This window comes from Citrobacter sp. Cpo089, assembly GCF_030332695.1.
Taxonomy (GTDB): domain Bacteria; phylum Pseudomonadota; class Gammaproteobacteria; order Enterobacterales; family Enterobacteriaceae; genus Citrobacter; species Citrobacter portucalensis.
Genome location: NZ_JAOWHJ010000040.1, coordinates 1 through 17,665 on the forward strand (window position 1 = coordinate 1; position 17,665 = coordinate 17,665).

Here is a 17,665-nt window from a genome sequence, read left to right on the forward strand (position 1 = left end):
CTGATAGAAACAGAAGCCACTGGAGCACCTCAAAAACACCATCATACACTAAATCAGTAAGTTGGCAGCATCACCCCTTTTCTGACCTAACTAAAGACTTATCATCCAAGCTAATTGAAATACACGCAGAAAAATCAACGAGAATAGAGACAGTACGGAAAGGAATTAGTCGCTGGGTTGAATTCATTGAGCGAAAAGATGGCATAGATAAAGAGCTTCCATTATTTATAATAATTGATGAGCTTGATAGATGCAGGCCTGATTTTTCTATTAGTCTTTTAGAAATTTCCAAACATATATTTAACATCCCCGGCGTTGTGTTTATTATTGCCACTGACACCCAACAACTACAACATTCCATAAAAGTTATATATGGCACGGATTTTTCCGCAAGTCATTATTTAAGTAGGTTTTTTGATCGTCGCTTCCTCTTGCCAACACCAGATTACCACGATTTATTACTAACCAAAACGGGTGAAAGCATTATTTCGGATTTTAGCAACCTCAGAAAAAATCTGATTCCATGCCCACCAGATATTTCATCATTTACAAAAAATTGCTCATCGATTCTATTATCAATGAAAATAAGCATCAGAGATGCTATAAAAATATATGAGAGATTAATAGACATACTAATCACAGCAAATAAAAAATTCGATCCGAATTTAATTTTGATTTTGTCTGCCTTTAACTTCAAGCATCATGAATTATATTCAAGAATAAAATCCAAAGAGAAATTACCCGCCAGCACTTTGCATACAAGTATAGACTTAACATTTGATCTATCATATGAAACCACGCTAGTGAGATTATTTCAGAGAGGTGGGAATAATTATCAAAATAGTTATCAAACAAAAGATATATCAACGAATGTGCTTTCTTATATCGAGACGGCTTGGAATGTCTTAGCAGTGAACAGAATCGCTCCAGTGGGCACGCGTCCAAGTAATACACCAGAGCAATGGATGAATGGTGAATTATCTCCTGATGAGTCTTTAACCAATTACATCAAGATGGGCTATGCCCATAGTAGATACAACGAAAGTGAATTAAAAATTCATCAATACTTTGATTTGATAGAATTAAGTACAACTTTTGACTAATGTATGTAATTACTAATACAAACATTGACTACTGTTCAAACATACAGTTAAATTTAGCCCTCAGACATGAGGGCTTTTTATGGCAGTACGAAAACTCGACACAGGAAAATGGATATGCGAATGCTACCCCGCCGGACGCAACGGACGGCGTGTGCGTAAGCAGTTCGCTACCAAAGGCGAAGCATTGGCTTTTGAACGTCACACGATGGAAGAGACTGAGGCTAAGCCCTGGCTTGGTGAATCGGTAGATCGCCGAACTCTAAAAGATGTCGTTGAACTCTGGTTCAAGCTGCACGGCAAATCTCTGACCGCTGGCGATCATGTTTACGACAAGCTGATCCTGATGGTCGGTGCTCTCGAAAATCCCCTCGCTACCGATTTAACATCCAAAATGTTCGCGCATTATCGCGATAAACGCCTGACAGGTGAAATCTACTTTAGCGAAAAGTGGAAGAAAGGAGCCAGCCCGGTAACTATCAATCTTGAGCAAAGCTATATGAGCGGAGTCTTTAGCGAGCTGGCACGGCTTGGAGAATGGGCTGCGCCAAACCCACTGGAGAACATGCGCAAGTTCACCATTACCGAAAAAGAAATGGCTTGGTTGACACATGAACAAATCACAGAACTTCTGTACGACTGCCAACGTCAAAGCCCCCTGCTCGCTCTTGTCGTCAAAATCTGCTTGAGCACCGGAGCACGTTGGCGCGAAGCTGTGAACCTGACCCGTTCTCAGGTCACGAAATACCGGATCACATTTGTCAGGACCAAAGGCAAAAAAAACCGCAGCATTCCGATTAGCAAAGAGCTGTACGAGGAAATCATTGCCCTGGACGGCTTCAAGCTCTTTACTGACTGCTATTTCCAGTTTTTATCTGTGATGGATAAGACTTCTATCGTGCTGCCACGCGGGCAGCTTACCCACGTCCTGCGCCACACGTTCGCTGCTCACTTTATGATGTCAGGTGGAAACATCCTTGCCTTGCAGAAAATCCTGGGGCACCACGACATTAAAATGACCATGCGCTATGCTCATCTGGCACCTGATCATCTTGAGACAGCGTTACGTTTTAACCCGTTAGCAACTATAGTAACTACATAAATTGAAAGCACTGCTCATCCATACTCACCACGTTTTAGCACGTTTGAATCTCGATTTATTCAGCTGTGTATGCCACTATAAGTTAACTTGGTATTCAAAGATTCTTAGCAGTCGATTTCTTTAATAAAATTAGCTACCTAGACACCAAGTTGAGAGGGATAAATAATGATAAATATCAACCAATTATGTGATTACATCATCACAAAAATCTCAGCTTCAGGCGAAACTATGTCTAATTTGAAGCTGCAAAAATTGGCGTATTACGCGGATGCTTGGTATCTGGCTTTTTTCGATGAAAAGTTAGTGGATGAGGGGTTTCAAGCTTGGATTCACGGCCCAGTAAGCCGTGCGATTTATAACCGATTCTCTTCTACAAAATCACTGTATTCGGACATCACGATTGCAGATTGCACTCCTGGGTTTGATCTTTCATCCATTCCAGCCGCAGCCGCAGCTCACATTGATGGCGTTCTTGAAGTCTACGGTGCTTTTTCTGGCGCACAACTTGAAGATATGACTCATAAAGAAGAGCCATGGATTAAGGCTCGTGAGGGTTATAGACCATCAGCTCGTTGCGAAGTAGTCATCGATCGCAACATAACAAGAGACTTTTACCGTAGCCGATTGAATTAATAACGATGGTGAAAGCCTTCCGCCCTTCATTAGGGGCAAATCAGCCGACAGCGGCGCAGACTCCCAAAACGCCCTCAGCCCCCGAAAAAAAGTGGGCGTTTTCTTTTCGTTATTGGCGTCAAATTGAGAATTTTGGGTTAGACCGCACCGATTCAGGCTGGTTTGTTTCACTAATTGGAAAATTATCCGAGCTTTCTCAAAAAGATGTCAAAGGCTTTATTACCAGTGGGGCCGATAGAGAGGCATGGCGCTATCATTCAATAAACTGGGAACAAAGAAATATTCCAGTACAACGCAGTCAGTTGACTTGGATTGACACTGACTACCTTGAAAATGACGAAGAATACCCACTATTACAATTTCAGGTATCTACTGCCCTTGGTAGAGTTGTAGGTTTTTGGGATGAGAACCAAATTTTTAATGTTGTGCTTTTAGATCCCCTTCATAACATCCAGCCAACACGTTCTCATAACTATCGGGTTGACTACTGTGCACCACTTGAAACCCCCTACTCACTCTTACTCTGTAGAGTAGATGATATAAGACGCACATGCCGTTGTTCAGATCCTGAATGTAGCTTCAAACGTCGAATCGAGCAATTTGAAGAAATCCCAATCCAGACAAACACGCTCGTACACTATGTCAGTGATATGGAGTGGGCTGAGACACAGCAATTTATAGCGGATGGTTTGATAAGCGATGCCAAAGAAGTTTTCTCTTGGGGACTACAGGCTATCAAGGACCAGTCACCACCTGCCTAATGGCGACAAAGTGGCGACAGCGGTTGGCAATACCCCGTAATCGTCACTTCTCACCACTAAACTAACTTATTGATTATTATGCAACTTGTTGTTTTAATTAACCCATTTACATAAATGGGTTTTTTGTTGCCTGAAATTTGCGTTCATCGCCTTCCACCTCTGAAACTCCTCCCCAATTTGCAGCATGCCGGTTATGGCACATACTTTAAAACGGTGCTTTATCGGGGATGGGGGTTAGTCATGTTGCTTACTGGCAAAGTCGCAGTAATTTTTGGTGGCAGCGGGGCTATTGGTAGTGCGGTTGCGCAGGTCATGGCGCGCGAAGGAGCCCACGTGTGTCTGGGTGCTCGCAGCCATGAAAAACTTGATCGGACGGCCAGTAATATCCGAACGGCTGGTGGTACAGTCGAAACCTTTATCACCGATGTACTCGCCGAGCACAACGCATCGAAGGAAGTTACCCGCCTTGCGCAGCAAACCGGTGGAATAGATGTGGTGGTTAACGCAACGGGATTTATGCACGAACAGGGCAAACGCATTGACGCATTATCCCTCTCTGAGTTTATGAGCGGCATCACCCCTTTCCTCTCGGCGCAGTTCAATATCGCTAAAGCCGTAACGCCGCACATGGGCGGCAATCGTGCGGGCGTCATTCTCAGCGTTGTTGCCCCCGCGGCCCCGATGGCGATGCCTGGTCATCTGGGTCATATTGTTGGTTGTGCAGGAACAGAGGCTTTTATTAAAGCGTTCGCCAGCGAGGTAGGACCGGCAAATATCCGGGTCGTCGGCGTGCGCTCGCATGCGATTGTGGATGCTGTTGCAGCTGGCTCCTATACCGGAGAAATTTTCTCCGCCAAAGCACAGTCAATGGGTTTAACCGTCGATCAATGGTTAGGAGGTGCGGCGCAAAGTACCATGCTCGCGCGCCTGCCTACGCTTGCACAAATCGCTGAGGTCATGACCTTTCTTGCTTCAGACCATGCCAGCGCCATGACCGCGACGGTGGTGAATATTACCGGAGGCGCTACGCACAGCTGACTGTCGCGGGTATCCCTGCAATACGCTCCACCATCAGCAAGATATCTTCTCGCTGCAGCGGTTTTTTGTCCGTGACAAAATGCAGCGTCATTCCTTCAATAAACGCATCCAGCGCCCGCGCAGTAACCGGATCAAACCACTGCTCCAGCGTTTGTTGGCTGCGTAGCATCCAGTTCTGCATCACCGTTTTCAACGCTGGTTTACGGCTGGCGAAAGCATACAGCTGATACATGAGCTCCATATTATCAGGCGTTGTGACCTGAGAGCCGTAAATCATATCGGTAATGGCATGGCAAGCCTGCGACGCATCCTTAACGTCGGCAAAAAAGTCCTGATACTGCAACAGCATCCTGTCAGTAAAACGGCCAAATGCCTCCATCAAAAGCTCATCAATTCCCGAAAAGTAATAGGTCATAGAACCCAGTGGCACCTCGGCAATCGTAGCGATTTTACGATGTGTAACCCCATGAATGCCATGGTCTATTACTGCATCCAGAGTCGCCTGAACTATTTTTTCCCGCCGCTGCGGATCGTTTGCACGTCGCACTACATTTCCTCTTCTTGCATTTGTGTACAAATGTACACAGTCTTGCTAATGTTGTCTCCTTCCTTCTTTTCTTTGGCTCGAATTCATGACTGGCATCTCATCACGCAAAGCCTTAAGACGTCGCACCTGGGCGCTGTTCACGTTCTTCTTTTTACCAGGATTATTAATGGCCTCCTGGGCAACGCGTACCCCTGCCATCAGAGATATCCTCTCCATCTCCACTGCCGAAATGGGCGCGGTGTTGTTTGGGCTCTCTATTGGTTCGATGAGTGGCATACTTTGTTCGGCCTGGCTGGTGAAACGATTTGGCACGCGTAAGGTGATTCGCACCACCATGTCTTGTGCAGTCCTCGGAATGGCGATCCTCAGCGTAGCGCTCTGGCTGCATTCCGCATGGCTTTTCGCGTTTGGCCTGGGCGTATTTGGCGCCAGCTTTGGTGCGGCAGAAGTTGCCATCAACGTCGAAGGTGCGGCAGTTGAGCGCGAAATGAACAAAACCGTGCTGCCGATGATGCACGGTTTTTACAGCCTGGGAACGTTGGCAGGGGCTGGAGTTGGAATGATGCTTACCGCCTTCAGCGTCCCGGCTACCGCGCATATTCTTTTGGCTGCAATGGTTGCTATCACACCTATTTTCATCGCCATCAAAGCTATTCCTGACGGCACGGGCAAAAATGCCGCTGACGGTTCTCACTCCGGTGAAAAAGGACTGCCTTTTTATCGTGATATCCAGCTATTGCTGATCGGCGTTGTAGTGCTGGCGATGGCATTTGCTGAAGGTTCCGCCAACGACTGGCTTCCACTGTTAATGGTGGACGGACATGGATTTAGCCCGACCTCAGGCTCGCTGATTTATGCCGGTTTTACGCTGGGTATGACCGTTGGGCGATTTACCGGTGGCTGGTTCATCGACCGTTACAGCCGCGTTGCGGTGGTGCGCGCCAGTGCGCTGATGGGCGCTCTCGGGATTAGCCTGATTATTTTTGTCGACAGCTCCTGGGTGGCCGGTGTGTCCGTTATTCTGTGGGGACTCGGCGCATCGCTCGGCTTCCCGCTGACCATTTCAGCCGCCAGCGACACCGGCCCCGATGCCCCAACCCGCGTCAGCGTTGTGGCGACCACCGGTTACCTGGCGTTCCTTGTTGGACCGCCGCTGCTAGGCTATCTGGGTGAACACTATGGCCTGCGCAGCGCTATGTTGGTGGTGCTGGCGCTGGTGCTTGTCGCCGCCGTCGTCGCGAAAGCGGTAGCGAAACCGGATCTCAAAAATACTACGGTGATGGAGAACAGCTAATGAGTATCAAATTAATTGCGGTCGACATGGACGGCACATTTTTAAGCGACCAAAAAACCTATAACCGTGAGCGCTTTATGGCGCAATACCGCCAGATGAAAGAACAAGGGATCCGCTTTGTGGTCGCCAGCGGCAACCAATATTATCAGTTGATTTCCTTTTTCCCCGAACTGGCCAATGAGATCTCATTTGTCGCCGAAAACGGCGGTTGGGTGGTCAGTGAAGGAGAAGATGTCTTTAACGGCGAACTGGCTAAAGACGATTTCCATGCCATCGTGGATCATCTGCTGACCCGCGCCGATATCGACATTATTGCCTGCGGTAAAAACAGCGCCTATACGCTCAAAAAATACAGCGATGAGCATAAATCCGTTTCCGCCATGTACTATCATCGTCTTGAATTTGTAGATAATTTTGACAATCTCAACGACGTTTTTTTCAAATTCGGGCTGAATATTTCCGACGACCGAATTCCACAGGTACAGGCCGATCTCCACGAGGCGATTGGCGATATTATGGTACCGGTTCATACCGGCTACGGCAGCATCGACTTAATAATTCCCGGCGTGCATAAGGCTAACGGTCTGCGCCTGCTGCAACAACGCTGGAATATTAACGACAATGAAGTTGTTGTGTTTGGCGATGGCGGAAATGATATTGAGATGCTACGTCAGGCAGGATTTAGTTTTGCAATGGCCAACGCCCATGAGCCGGTGATCGAGGCGGCAAAATATCGCGCAGGCTCGAACAACGAAGAGGGCGTTCTGGATATTATCGACCGCGTGTTAAAGAATGAAGCACCGTTTACGCATTAACGGCTCAGCACAGACGGCAACAAAATGATGGCATGATCTATTCATAATCCGCCTCAAATTAACCCGCTGGATTATTACTTCCAGTGAATATTTCAGGCGAGCGGATCATGAAGAAAAGTGTACTGATGGCGACATTGTTGCTGGGCTTTGCGGGGACAACATTTGCACAAAGCGTTACCGTTGATGTCCCCAGCGGTTATAAAGTGGTGGTAGTACCCTCTTCCGTCAGCGTGCCCCAGGCGGTCAGCGTAACGACCGCACCACAAACGGTATATGTTGCTCCAGCGCCTGCTCCGGCCCCTGTCTATCGCGCACATCCTTATGCGCGACATGTGGCAAGCGTCGGTGAAGGGATGGTTATCGAACATCAGATTGACGACCACCACTAAGTTGTCGCCAGGCCCGGACAACCGTAATACTGGTCAGTTAAGATCTTTGGTGAGCGGTAGGCCGGATAAGGCGTTTACGCCGCCATCCGGCAATTTGCTACAGGCCGCCGGATGGCGCTTCGCTTATCCGGCCTACAGCGTGATTCTCTTATCAACATAATGATGAATTTATCGGCGTCATTATGCTCATATGCGCTGGATTGCGGAAATCCGGTCCTTAACCTTCCCGGGAATTCCCTACCCGTTTATCTTTCAGGAAGATAACCATCAGAATCAGCCACAGTACGCCGCTTGCCAGATTGAACAAGCTGAACAAGCCGTTCCCTCCCAGCAGATACGCGTGTTTACTCAGCTCAATACCAACGGTAAAAATCAGCATCTGCAGCATACCCATTGCGGCAGAAACGGTACCCTTACTCATTTCGCTGGCAAACAGCGTCAGGCGCACCAGCCCCGCATTCGCCACGCCAATGCCAAACGCATAGATACTCAAACCCGCCGTCATCCATAGATATGCATGGGATGACACCACCGTGGCCGCAGCGGCAATAATCAGGCCAACGGCGATTGGCCAGCCGCCCATGATAATTAGCGAACGCACGGTTTTTCGCGAAGTCAGACGCGCCAGCACCAGGTTACCGGCAATCAACGCGCCAAAAATCGGCACCTGCAACAGACCATATTCGTAGCTGCTGAGATGTTCACCACTGATGATAATAATCGGGGACTGCGCAATCCACGCCAGTAACGGCAGGCTGACAAAACCCAACGCCAGCGCGCCTGCAACGAAGCGCACGTTCCTCAGCACCAGCTTATAATCCTTGCCCAACTCTTTAATGGACAGCTTTTCACCAAGCCGGGTTGCCGTTTCCGGCATCGCGCGTTGCAGACCAAAAAAGGAGATGGCCGCCAGAGCAGCAAACAGGATAAACATCCCTTCCCACGGCAGAACATGTACCCAGGCTGCGCCTACCAACGGACCCAGCAGTGGCGCAATCAGCGCCACGTTTGCCATCAGCGCGGTAATTTTTATGCAGACCGCTTCTTCAAAAGATTCCTGAATGGCGGCGTAACCCACCGCACCAATAAAGCACAGGCTTATCCCCTGCAAAAAACGCAGGAAGGTAAATTGCTCAATATTCTGTGCAAGCAGGGTTGCAAGGCAGGTAACGATGAACCAGATCACGCCGGTTAACATTACCGGACGACGACCAATACGGTCCGACAGCGGTCCTAACAACCACTGCAAAAACATGCCGCCTGCCAGATAGGCGGTCATAGACGTAGGTACCCAATCTAATCCGGCGTTATATTGCGCCACCACCGCCAACATTCCGGGCTGGATCATATCGTTGCCGATATAAGTGGAGAATTCGTAAAGCACCAGACAGAGCGGGAAAAGTAATGCCTGACGCCCCAAACGGACGCCTGAAGATAAACGGTTCTGCATGCAATCTCTTAACTATAGAAAAATCGCGCAAAGTGTAATAAATGCGCCGTACTGGTGATAGTGAATTATGTGATTTGAAAGCAAAATGCGCACATTTTTACACTCATTTGCTCAAGAACATTTTGCTTTAAGGTTAATTTAAGTTGAGACCGCTATCATGCTCAATAAGCCTCATAAATTGTCTTAAAAATCGTCATTTAACAGGCAAATAAGACAAGACCGCTTTTTATCCCGTGAAAGCAATTTTATGCTCTTCCCCCTATGGGCCTTTTTAACGATTACACTGAGTCTGGACGTTATGCTGGAAAATCTGAACAATTCTCTTTTTTACTTGATCAATGCAACACCCGACTCTGCGCAATGGGCAATTTCGCTCGCCATTTTCATTGCCAAAGATCTGATCAGCATTGTGCCGCTGTTAGCCGTTGTGCTCTGGCTTTGGGGACCTCGTGGTCAGGTTACGCTCCAGCGCCAGTTGGTCATCAAAATGGGCATTGCGTTGGTAGTCGGTCTGACGATTTCTTGGCTGATGGGGCATCTTTTCCCCCACGATCGTCCGTTCGTTAACCACATCGGTTATAACTTCCTGCACCATGCGGCAGATGACTCTTTCCCGAGCGACCACGGTACGGTTATCTTTACCTTTGCTCTGGCCTTCCTGTTCTGGCATCGCTTGTGGACGGGTGCTCTGCTGATGGTTGTCGCCGTGGCGATTGCATGGTCACGGGTCTACCTTGGCGTACACTGGCCGCTGGATATGCTGGGCGGATTACTGGCCGGGTTGATCGGTTGCCTGAGCGCCCAGATGATCTGGCAACGGTTCGGCACAAGCTTGTACCTCGGCTTGCAGACGTGCTATCGCACCTGCTTCGCTCTCCCCATCCGTAAAGGTTGGGTACGTGACTAACCCGCGGTAAAAAGAGTAGTATTAAGCGCGAAACTGAGCACTTATTCTATTCTCCAGGGGAACTATGGAAACTCGACGCGACGAGCGTATTGGTCAATTACTGCAGGCGCTGAAACGCAGCGATAAATTACACCTCAAAGAAGCCGCGACGTTGCTGGGCGTATCTGAGATGACCATTCGTCGCGACCTGAATAATCATGATGCTCCCGTCGTGCTGCTCGGGGGCTATATTGTTCTGGAACCCCGCAGCGCTAACCACTATTTAATCAGCGATCAAAAATCCCGTCTGGTTGATGAAAAGCGTCGTGCTGCCCAGCAGGCGGCGAGTCTCGTGCAGGCGCATCAGACCATCTTTTTCGATTGCGGTACGACCACGCCGTGGATCATTGAAGCGATCGACAATGAACTGCCCTTCACCGCAATCTGCTACTCGTTGAATACGTTTCTGGTGCTGCAGGAAAAACCGCAGTGCCGCGTCATTCTGTGTGGTGGTGAATTCCATGCCAGTAACGCGATTTTTAAACCGCTCGATTTTCAGGAAACGCTGAACAACCTCTGTCCGGATATCGCCTTTTATTCCGCGGCAGGTGTTCACATCGAAAAAGGCGCGACCTGCTTTAATCTGGAAGAACTGCCGGTGAAGCACTGGGCAATGTCGATGGCGCAGCATCACGTGCTGGTGGTCGATCACAGCAAGTTTGGCAAGGTGCGACCTGCGAGGATGGGGGAATTAAAACGCTTTGATACCATCATCAGCGACAGCCGTCCTGACGAGGCATTTGTTGAGTACGCTAAAACACAACGTATCACGCTGAAGTACTAACAGATACTGCCGGACGGCGATTGCGCCATCCGGCAATAGATAAGGTTAAGAGAACCAACCACCAAACCACTGGTGGAATTTCATCATCACAAAGTCCCACATGCGGCTAAAGAAACCACCCTCTTCCACATCTTCCATCACCATCAACGGACGCTGCTCAATAGATTTTCCGTTCAACTGGAAGTCGATAGTGCCCACAACCTGACCTTTCTTCAGCGGTGCAGTTAGCTGTGGTTCAGTCAGGGTAAAGCTGGCCTTCAGGTTTTTGAGCTGACCACGCGGGATGGTCACAGACCCCCCTTCTCCGGCGCCCAAATTCACTTCACTCTTATCGCCAAACCAGACGCGCTGGGTGACGAAAGTCGCATCCGGCTTGATCGGCGTAACGGTTTCAAAGAAACGGAAGCCCCAGGTCAGCAGCTTTTCTGACTCATTGAAACGAATGCGGTCGGTTTTTGCTCCCAGCACCACGGAGATCAGGCGCATATCGCCCTGGGTCGCGGAGGCCACCAGGTTGTATCCCGCCCCGGCAGTGGTCCCGGTTTTCATACCGTCCACGTTCAGGTTGGTGCTCCACAACAGACGGTTGCGGTTCGGTTGACGTATTTTATTGAAGGTAAATTCTTTCTCTTTGTGAATAGCGTACTCTTCCGGCACATCGTGGATTAACGCCTTCCCGAGCAACGCCATATCACGCGCGGTACTGAACTGTCCTGCCGCATCCAGGCCGTGTACCGTCTGGAAAGTCGTGTTGGTCAGCCCCAGTTTTTTCGCATAGCCGTTCATCAGGCCAATGAAGGATTCCTGGCTGCCGGCAACGTAATCAGCGAGTGCAATACAGGCATCGTTACCTGACTGAATGATAACGCCTTTATTCAAATCGGACACCGCAACCTGATCGCCGGGCTTGAGGAACATGACCGACGAACCGCGCAGGGCTGGATTACCGGTCGCCCAGGCGTCTTTGCCCACGGTGACCATGTCGTTGAGGTTAATTTTTCCGGCCTTCAGCGCCTGCCCAACCACATAGCTGGTCATGATTTTGGTCAGACTGGCAGGATCCAGTTTCTCATCAGCATTACCTTCCGCCAGCACCTTACCACTGGCGTAATCCATCAGAATCCACGCGCGCGCGTCCACGCTCGGCGGGGCCGTCGGTTGCTCCGCCGCCTGTACGGTCGGCACCAAAAGGATTAAGAGTGCAGAACCTGCAGCAAAGCTGCGAAGTGAAGAGAAGTATTGCGTCATAAATGCCACCCGAGTATCCATTCCAAAAAACCACGTCATACCACACCGTGTTTACACAAAACCGGCCAAGCGACCTCGACCAACCCATGCAGAAAAAGTCTGATGGATGACGTGTAAAATAAGTGCGGTGAGTAATAACGCACTAACGAGCTTAAAGAAACCGTAAGTTGGTAAAGTTTTTAAAGTTTATGCAATAACGCCGCGCTGCACTGCTCCTGGCACGATTTTTTTAGACTTTGTTGCGTAAATATTAGGTTTACCCCACCATGTGAGCTAGTCAGATGGCATCTGCAGCCATAAAGCTGCTCAATTAATTTGCGGGGTTACTATGATTACACTGTGGGGTCGCAATAACTCGACCAACGTAAAAAAAGTATTGTGGACGCTCGAGGAACTGGAACTGCCATATAACCAAATTCTGGCGGGCGGGCAGCATGGCGGTAACCGCGATGCCGACTATCTGGCACTGAACCCGAACGGACTGGTCCCGCTACTACGCGATGATGAAACGGACGTTGTTCTGTGGGAATCCAATACCATTGTCCGCTATCTGGCCTCTCAGTACGGACAAAAACGTTTGTGGATTGACGCCCCGGCCGCGCGCGCCGTCGGTGAAAAATGGATGGACTGGGCAAATCAGACGCTAAGCCCTGCGCATCGGGTTATCTTATTTGGTTTGGTCAGAACACCTGCCGATCAGCGCGATATGGCGGCCATTGAGGCAAGTAAGCAAGTTTGCGATAACCTGTTTGCCATTCTGGATAACGCGCTGGCAGACCAGCCATGGTTCTCCGGGGCTGAATTTGGCACCGCGGATATCGCTGTGGCACCGTTCATCTATAACCTGTTCAACGTTGGCCTGAGCTGGACCCCGCGCCCGCATCTGGAACGCTGGTATCAACAACTGACCGAGCGCCCGGCGTTTCAAAAAATCGTGATGATCCCGGTCAGCTAACCAAATCAGGGACTCACTTTAAGTAATTCCCCGTCGGACTCGTCGGTTAACACGTACAAATAACCGTCTGGTCCGACGCGCACATCACGGATCCGCTGCCCCCTTTCCTGCAACAGACGCCCATCCTCAGTGACCGTATTCCCTTTAACGCTCAGCACGATCACTTCTTTATCTTTCAACGCGCCGATGAACAACTTTTGCCGCCACTGCGGGAAGGTACCGCTATTGTAAAAAGCCATTCCACTAACCGCCGGCGACTTTTCCCAGTAAAAGATGGGTTGTTCCGTGCCAGCAACAATTTGACCTTTTGCTTCGGGAATTTTCAAACCACTGTAGTTAACCCCCCAGGTCGCGATAGGCCAGCCGTAGTTTTTCCCTTTCTCGGGGATATTAATCTCATCGCCTCCGCGTGGACCATGCTCATTGAGCCACAGCACATCACTCCACGGATTCATCGCCATCCCCTGCGGGTTGCGGATGCCATACGACCAAATCTCTGCCCGCGCTCCCGCCTTGTTCACAAACGGATTATCCGGCGGAATTTTTCCCTCGTCGGTCAATCTGACTAATTTACCCTGCAATTTATCCAGGTCCTGGGCGGTAGCGCGTTGATTATTCTCTCCCAGGCCAATAAACAGATAACCGTTACCATCAAATACCAGACGTCCACCAAAATGGTTCCCGGTGGAAAGCTTTGGCTGTTGGCGAAAAACGGTCTGAAATCCTTGCAGATGTTTGAGATCGTCACTCAATCGCCCGTAGCCTACCGCGGTGCCCGCTTTGCCTTCGCGGTCGGCTTCAGCGAAGCTTAGCCATACCCGGCGAGATTGTACAAAATCCGGTGCTAACGCCACATCAAGCAGTCCTCCCTGACCATTCGCCCAGACTTTTGGTACGCCGGTCAGCGGGTCGGAAAGCCCTTTATCTGGCTGCCAGAGTCGAAGCTGGCCGCCTTTAAGCGTAATGAGCATACCGCGATTGTCGGGTAAAAAAGCCAGCGACCACGGGTGATCGAGTTTGGTTTGCAGTACTTCCACTTTTACCGCGGCGGCATAAGTGGAAAATAGCGCGAATGAGGCAGCACAGAGAAAGAGTCGACGCATAACACCTCCTGAATAGCTCTGCATAAAGCGTAGCCAGCAAGGGGAATTATCCTGCCATATTTACATAATCTTAACGAAAAGGGGGAGCGCCCTCCCCCTGATTCAGACGTGTTCCAGCGTTGGGTAAGATTGCAAACTCTGGATACTTAGCGTCAGCGTTGTCAGGCAGTTTTCCAGTTTCTCTGCGTTAACGGCGATAAACGTTGGACAATCGTGATGTCCACTCATAAGACAAACAGCGGCGGCGGCTAACGCCCCTTCAGCACGATGAAGGGCATTCCACTCTTCCTGATCAAGATGCATACCGTGAAGCTGTGATTGCTCGCGCAATTCGCGATTCAGTGCAAAAAAAACATCACGCAGGCGATCGCTCTCGCTAACTGACATGTAGCCTTTCGCTTTTCTCAACTGCAGATAAGCGGCAAGTTCGATACGGGCGTTTATCAATTTGTTGAGAAGATCGGTTCTCAGTCTGTCAACAACCATACTTTGTTCCTCCTCTTTCCAACTATGGTGCAACTTAATAGTATGGTTGTTTTTTGAACAAATAGATGTCCTACATCAATAAAGCCCAATTGATTAACATAATTTACAATGTTACAACTTCATTCTATACGCTTATCGAAGGCGCCCAGTGTCTGACTCGCCTGACTTTTTTTTGCTATACCTGATGTGGTTACTGCCATGGTGTTGATGATGAGGGGTCTATGTCGAAAGCAAATGATGCAGAAAAAATACGCACACTATCAAAAATAGATCTCAATCTGCTGACCATTTTCTGTTTGATCTATAGCGTGGGTAGCATTTCCAGAGTTGCTGACATGCTGAACATATCACCTTCCGCCGTCAGCCAGTCATTAAGAAAACTGCGCGAAATGATGGGTGATAATCTTTTTGTCCGTAGCGGGAATGCACTGTTACCGACGGTCTATTCTGATGAACTGTATGATAATACAATCCCAATTATCGATAAGCTGTCAACGCTGATGCCGCTTTCCACGCCTGCCGCCAAGAAAAGGTTAACGCTTTATACGGAATCTTTTATTTCCCCTATCGTTATTCCAGATGTCACCGCCAGAATAATCGAGACTGACGCCGATATCAGCCTCCTGCACCTTACCGCCGACCTGAATGAACAGAGTATTATTGAACTGCTGAATATGCGTCAGGCAGATGTCGTTTTTTCTACCTTTTCTGTAGAGTCAGCAAGTCTTTCATGCCAGAAAATATGCGATATGCGCCTGGTGCTGGCGGCCTCGCAGAATAATTCTTTATATGGTAACACCATCAGTGAAGCGCAATTCAGAAACGCTAACCTGGTCGGTTACAATACTAAGAATGAGAAAATCATTTATCATCGCAGTATTGTGGATAAAAAATTCAGAACCGGAGAACGCTGCCTGCTTACCTCATCGTTTACGGCGATTCTGACGATTGTGTCCAATACCCATTGTTTAGGGGTGATCCCGGAAAAGGTATTTGAAACACACGCTCAGCTGTATGGACTAAAAAAAATAAACACTCCGTTTCCCTTGCCACAATTTAGCGTGTTTGCCTCATCGCGCAAAGAAAGCAATACCCACAAAATCCTCTCACCTATTCTGGCTGATTTGCAAACAGCCTCCCTGTGATGAAAACCAGAGAGGCTGAGCGTTAGAAAAACTGATTACACGCGAATTTTTGCTATGCGCCAGATATGGTCGGCATATTCCTGAACCGTTCTGTCCGACGAGAAATACCCCATGTTAGCAATATTGTGCATGGTTTTTGTCGTCCACTCCCGGGGAGTACGATACAACTCGTCCACCGAATCCTGGCAATCTACATAGCTGCGATAATCGCCCAACACCTGATAGTAGTCGCCGAAGTTAATCAATGAATCCAACACCTCTCTATAACGCCCTGGCTCCTGCGGACTGAACACCCCCGTACCGATTTGCGTCAGCACCTGATGAAGTTCCTCATCCTTTTCAAAGATGTGCCTCGGGTCATAGCCATCACGTCGCAGAGTTTCAACCTGATTCGCCGTATTGCCAAAGATAAAGATGTTATCTTCCCCAACGTATTCGCGCATTTCGATATTCGCACCGTCGAGCGTACCAATAGTCAGCGCACCATTCATACCGAATTTCATATTACTGGTCCCGGAGGCTTCCGTCCCGGCCAGGGAAATTTGCTCTGACAGATCGGCTGCCGGAATAATTAGCTGAGCAAGACTGACGCTGTAATCCGGAATAAATACTACTTTCAGTTTGCCGCCAATCTGCGGATCGTTATTGACTAACTGCGCCACATCGTTAATCAAGCGAATAATTTGTTTTGCCATGTGATAAGAGGAGGCTGCTTTTCCGGCAAAGATATTCACTCGCGGTACCCAGTTGGCATCCGGCGCGGCTTTGATCCGGTTATAACGTGTAATAACGTGGAGCACATTCATGAGTTGCCGCTTGTACTCGTGGATGCGTTTCACCTGCACATCAAACAGCGCATCAGGATTCACCACCACGCCGTAGTGAGTGGCAATATGGTGCGCCAGCCGCTGCTTATTTTCACGTTTCGCACGATGCACAGCCTCATTCACCGACGGATAATCTATAAACTGCTTCAGCTCGCCCAACTGCATTAATTTAGTCCGCCAGCTGTCACCGATATTTTCGTCCAGCACTTTGGCAAGCGGTGGATTCGCCAGCGCCAGCCAACGACGCGCAGTCACACCATTGGTTACGTTGGTGAAACGCAGGGGAAAAATATTCGCAAAATCTGCAAACAGTGATTCGGTCATCAGTTTTGAATGCAATGCCGACACGCCGTTAACCTTATGACTGACAACTACTGCCAGCCAGGCCATACGAACGACGCGACCATTGGATTCATCAATTAACGACACACGTTTCAGTAGATCGCTGTCATTACGATAACGTTCCTGTAAGGTCTTCAGAAAACGATCGTTAATCTCAAAAATAATCTGCAAATGGCGCGGCAAAATTCGACTTAGCATTTCTACTGGCCAGGTCTCCAGCGCCTCACTCATCAACGTATGGTTGGTATAAGAAAAAATCTGACAGGTCACGTCAAACGCGTTATCCCAACTAAACTGATGATGATCAATCAATAAACGCATCAACTCAGGGATCGCCAGTACCGGATGCGGGTGATGCTGCCAACTTACTGATTTAGTGTATGATGGTGTTTTTGAGGTGCTCCAGTGGCTTCTGTTTCTATCAGCTGTCCCTCCTGTTCAGCTACTGACGGGGTGGTGCGTAACGGCAAAAGCACTGCCGGACATCAGCGCTATCTCTGCTCTCACTGCCGTAAAACATGGCAACTGCAGTTCACTTACACCGCTTCTCAACCCGGTACGCACCAGAAAATCATTGATATGGCCATGAATGGCGTTGGATGCCGGGCAACTGCCCGCATTATGGGCGTTGGCCTCAACACGATTTTACGTCACTTAAAAAACTCAGGCCGCAGTCGGTAACCTCGCGCATACAGCCGGG

17 protein-coding genes and 2 pseudogenes are annotated in these 17,665 nt (G+C 49.0%); 13 read left to right on the top strand and 6 right to left on the bottom strand.

Translation table 11 applies throughout. From position 1 onward, the window contains the following. From OGX92_RS06570 to OGX92_RS06590, 5 genes are all read left to right on the top strand, one after another. A partial coding sequence (locus OGX92_RS06570; RefSeq protein ID WP_286586345.1) for a KAP family P-loop NTPase fold protein occupies nt 1–1,103 on the top strand: 1,103 nt, incomplete at its 5' end. A gap of 79 nt (nt 1,104–1,182) precedes the next feature. Beyond that, nucleotides 1,183–2,202 carry a phage integrase gene (locus OGX92_RS06575; protein WP_286586346.1) on the top strand — a complete coding sequence of 340 codons (1,020 nt, stop codon included), beginning with the start codon at nt 1,183–1,185 and terminating at the stop codon, nt 2,200–2,202. Between the two features lie 165 nt (nt 2,203–2,367). Then, the gene (locus OGX92_RS06580) at nt 2,368–2,835 is read left to right on the top strand and encodes a Panacea domain-containing protein (RefSeq protein ID WP_039029590.1); all 468 of its coding nucleotides are present in this window, start codon (nt 2,368–2,370) and stop codon (nt 2,833–2,835) included. Nucleotides 2,836–2,840: 5 nt separating this feature from the next. Continuing rightward, entirely contained in the window at nt 2,841–3,596 is a 756-nt protein-coding gene (locus OGX92_RS06585; RefSeq protein ID WP_286586347.1) for a hypothetical protein, read from the top strand. Nucleotides 3,597–3,836: 240 nt separating this feature from the next. Beyond that, nucleotides 3,837–4,634, top strand: a complete 798-nt coding sequence (locus tag OGX92_RS06590; protein ID WP_267385173.1) for an SDR family NAD(P)-dependent oxidoreductase — start codon at nt 3,837–3,839, stop codon at nt 4,632–4,634. Here the strand turns inward: OGX92_RS06590 and OGX92_RS06595 are convergent. Then, a complete protein-coding gene (locus tag OGX92_RS06595; protein ID WP_267385182.1) occupies nt 4,621–5,181 on the bottom strand; it encodes a TetR/AcrR family transcriptional regulator in 561 nt (186 codons plus the stop codon). The two genes, OGX92_RS06590 and OGX92_RS06595, sit on opposite strands and share 14 nt — an antisense overlap. 85 nt (nt 5,182–5,266) lie before the next feature. Between OGX92_RS06595 and OGX92_RS06600 the strand changes: the two genes are divergently transcribed. The 3 genes from OGX92_RS06600 (at nt 5,267) to OGX92_RS06610 (ending at nt 7,679) form a co-directional block, all read left to right on the top strand. Further along, on the top strand, nt 5,267–6,475 hold the full coding sequence (locus OGX92_RS06600) for an MFS transporter (protein WP_032934393.1): 1,209 nt from the start codon (nt 5,267–5,269) through the stop codon (nt 6,473–6,475). Then, nucleotides 6,475–7,290, top strand: a complete 816-nt coding sequence (locus OGX92_RS06605) for a Cof-type HAD-IIB family hydrolase (protein ID WP_164562968.1) — start codon at nt 6,475–6,477, stop codon at nt 7,288–7,290. Before OGX92_RS06600 ends, OGX92_RS06605 begins: the two co-directional genes overlap by 1 nt. 107 nt (nt 7,291–7,397) lie before the next feature. Next, complete coding sequence (locus tag OGX92_RS06610) at nt 7,398–7,679, top strand: hypothetical protein (RefSeq protein ID WP_003831642.1); 282 nt, start codon at nt 7,398–7,400, stop codon at nt 7,677–7,679. 217 nt (nt 7,680–7,896) lie between these two features. Here the strand turns inward: OGX92_RS06610 and OGX92_RS06615 are convergent, their stop codons facing one another. Beyond that, nucleotides 7,897–9,129, bottom strand: coding sequence for an MFS transporter (locus OGX92_RS06615; protein ID WP_008784235.1), 1,233 nt, complete (start codon nt 9,127–9,129; stop codon nt 7,897–7,899). Nucleotides 9,130–9,427: 298 nt separating this feature from the next. Here OGX92_RS06615 and ybjG point away from each other — a divergent pair, with 298 nt between their 5' ends. Then, a complete protein-coding gene (gene ybjG, locus OGX92_RS06620; protein ID WP_286586349.1) occupies nt 9,428–10,036 on the top strand; it encodes an undecaprenyl-diphosphate phosphatase in 609 nt (202 codons plus the stop codon). Nucleotides 10,037–10,100: 64 nt separating this feature from the next. Next, on the top strand, nt 10,101–10,859 hold the full coding sequence (deoR, locus tag OGX92_RS06625) for a DNA-binding transcriptional repressor DeoR (protein WP_008784233.1): 759 nt from the start codon (nt 10,101–10,103) through the stop codon (nt 10,857–10,859). 45 nt (nt 10,860–10,904) lie between these two features. Here the strand turns inward: deoR and dacC are convergent, their stop codons facing one another. Then, nucleotides 10,905–12,107 carry a serine-type D-Ala-D-Ala carboxypeptidase gene (dacC, locus tag OGX92_RS06630; protein ID WP_003831630.1) on the bottom strand — a complete coding sequence of 401 codons (1,203 nt, stop codon included), beginning with the start codon at nt 12,105–12,107 and terminating at the stop codon, nt 10,905–10,907. Between the two features lie 328 nt (nt 12,108–12,435). Here dacC and OGX92_RS06635 point away from each other — a divergent pair, with 328 nt between their 5' ends. After that, on the top strand, nt 12,436–13,062 hold the full coding sequence (locus OGX92_RS06635; protein WP_286586348.1) for a glutathione S-transferase family protein: 627 nt from the start codon (nt 12,436–12,438) through the stop codon (nt 13,060–13,062). A gap of 5 nt (nt 13,063–13,067) precedes the next feature. On the opposite strand, the gene OGX92_RS06640 is transcribed toward OGX92_RS06635, so the two are convergent. Both OGX92_RS06640 and bssR read right to left on the bottom strand, forming a co-directional pair. Beyond that, nucleotides 13,068–14,165 carry a PQQ-dependent sugar dehydrogenase gene (locus OGX92_RS06640; RefSeq protein WP_003831626.1) on the bottom strand — a complete coding sequence of 366 codons (1,098 nt, stop codon included), beginning with the start codon at nt 14,163–14,165 and terminating at the stop codon, nt 13,068–13,070. A gap of 102 nt (nt 14,166–14,267) precedes the next feature. Further along, nucleotides 14,268–14,651: a biofilm formation regulator BssR gene (gene bssR, locus OGX92_RS06645; protein ID WP_003831623.1), complete on the bottom strand. Its 384-nt coding sequence runs from the start codon at nt 14,649–14,651 to the stop codon at nt 14,268–14,270. A gap of 221 nt (nt 14,652–14,872) precedes the next feature. On the opposite strand from bssR, the gene OGX92_RS06650 reads away from it, so the two are divergent. Then, on the top strand, nt 14,873–15,796 hold the full coding sequence (locus OGX92_RS06650) for a LysR family transcriptional regulator (protein ID WP_063940643.1): 924 nt from the start codon (nt 14,873–14,875) through the stop codon (nt 15,794–15,796). Nucleotides 15,797–15,831: 35 nt separating this feature from the next. Here the strand turns inward: OGX92_RS06650 and glgP are convergent. Then, nucleotides 15,832–17,313: pseudogene (gene glgP / locus OGX92_RS06655) on the bottom strand (glycogen/starch/alpha-glucan family phosphorylase); the annotation flags it as partial. A 57-nt stretch (nt 17,314–17,370) separates the two neighbouring features. On the opposite strand from glgP, the pseudogene OGX92_RS06660 reads away from it, so the two are divergent. Beyond that, a pseudogene (locus OGX92_RS06660) lies at nt 17,371–17,665 on the top strand (IS1-like element IS1A family transposase); the annotation flags it as partial.

Coding starts and splice junctions, on each gene's coding strand:
- OGX92_RS06575 (WP_286586346.1), top strand. CDS start 1,183: ATGGCAGTACGAAAACTCGACACAGGAAAATGGATATGCGAATGCTAC.
- OGX92_RS06580 (WP_039029590.1), top strand. CDS start 2,368: ATGATAAATATCAACCAATTATGTGATTACATCATCACAAAAATCTCA.
- OGX92_RS06585 (WP_286586347.1), top strand. CDS start 2,841: ATGGTGAAAGCCTTCCGCCCTTCATTAGGGGCAAATCAGCCGACAGCG.
- OGX92_RS06590 (WP_267385173.1), top strand. CDS start 3,837: ATGTTGCTTACTGGCAAAGTCGCAGTAATTTTTGGTGGCAGCGGGGCT.
- OGX92_RS06600 (WP_032934393.1), top strand. CDS start 5,267: ATGACTGGCATCTCATCACGCAAAGCCTTAAGACGTCGCACCTGGGCG.
- OGX92_RS06605 (WP_164562968.1), top strand. CDS start 6,475: ATGAGTATCAAATTAATTGCGGTCGACATGGACGGCACATTTTTAAGC.
- OGX92_RS06610 (WP_003831642.1), top strand. CDS start 7,398: ATGAAGAAAAGTGTACTGATGGCGACATTGTTGCTGGGCTTTGCGGGG.
- OGX92_RS06615 (WP_008784235.1), bottom strand. CDS start 9,129: ATGCAGAACCGTTTATCTTCAGGCGTCCGTTTGGGGCGTCAGGCATTA.
- ybjG (WP_286586349.1), top strand. CDS start 9,428: ATGCTGGAAAATCTGAACAATTCTCTTTTTTACTTGATCAATGCAACA.
- deoR (WP_008784233.1), top strand. CDS start 10,101: ATGGAAACTCGACGCGACGAGCGTATTGGTCAATTACTGCAGGCGCTG.
- dacC (WP_003831630.1), bottom strand. CDS start 12,107: ATGACGCAATACTTCTCTTCACTTCGCAGCTTTGCTGCAGGTTCTGCA.
- OGX92_RS06635 (WP_286586348.1), top strand. CDS start 12,436: ATGATTACACTGTGGGGTCGCAATAACTCGACCAACGTAAAAAAAGTA.
- OGX92_RS06640 (WP_003831626.1), bottom strand. CDS start 14,165: ATGCGTCGACTCTTTCTCTGTGCTGCCTCATTCGCGCTATTTTCCACT.
- bssR (WP_003831623.1), bottom strand. CDS start 14,651: ATGGTTGTTGACAGACTGAGAACCGATCTTCTCAACAAATTGATAAAC.
- OGX92_RS06650 (WP_063940643.1), top strand. CDS start 14,873: ATGTCGAAAGCAAATGATGCAGAAAAAATACGCACACTATCAAAAATA.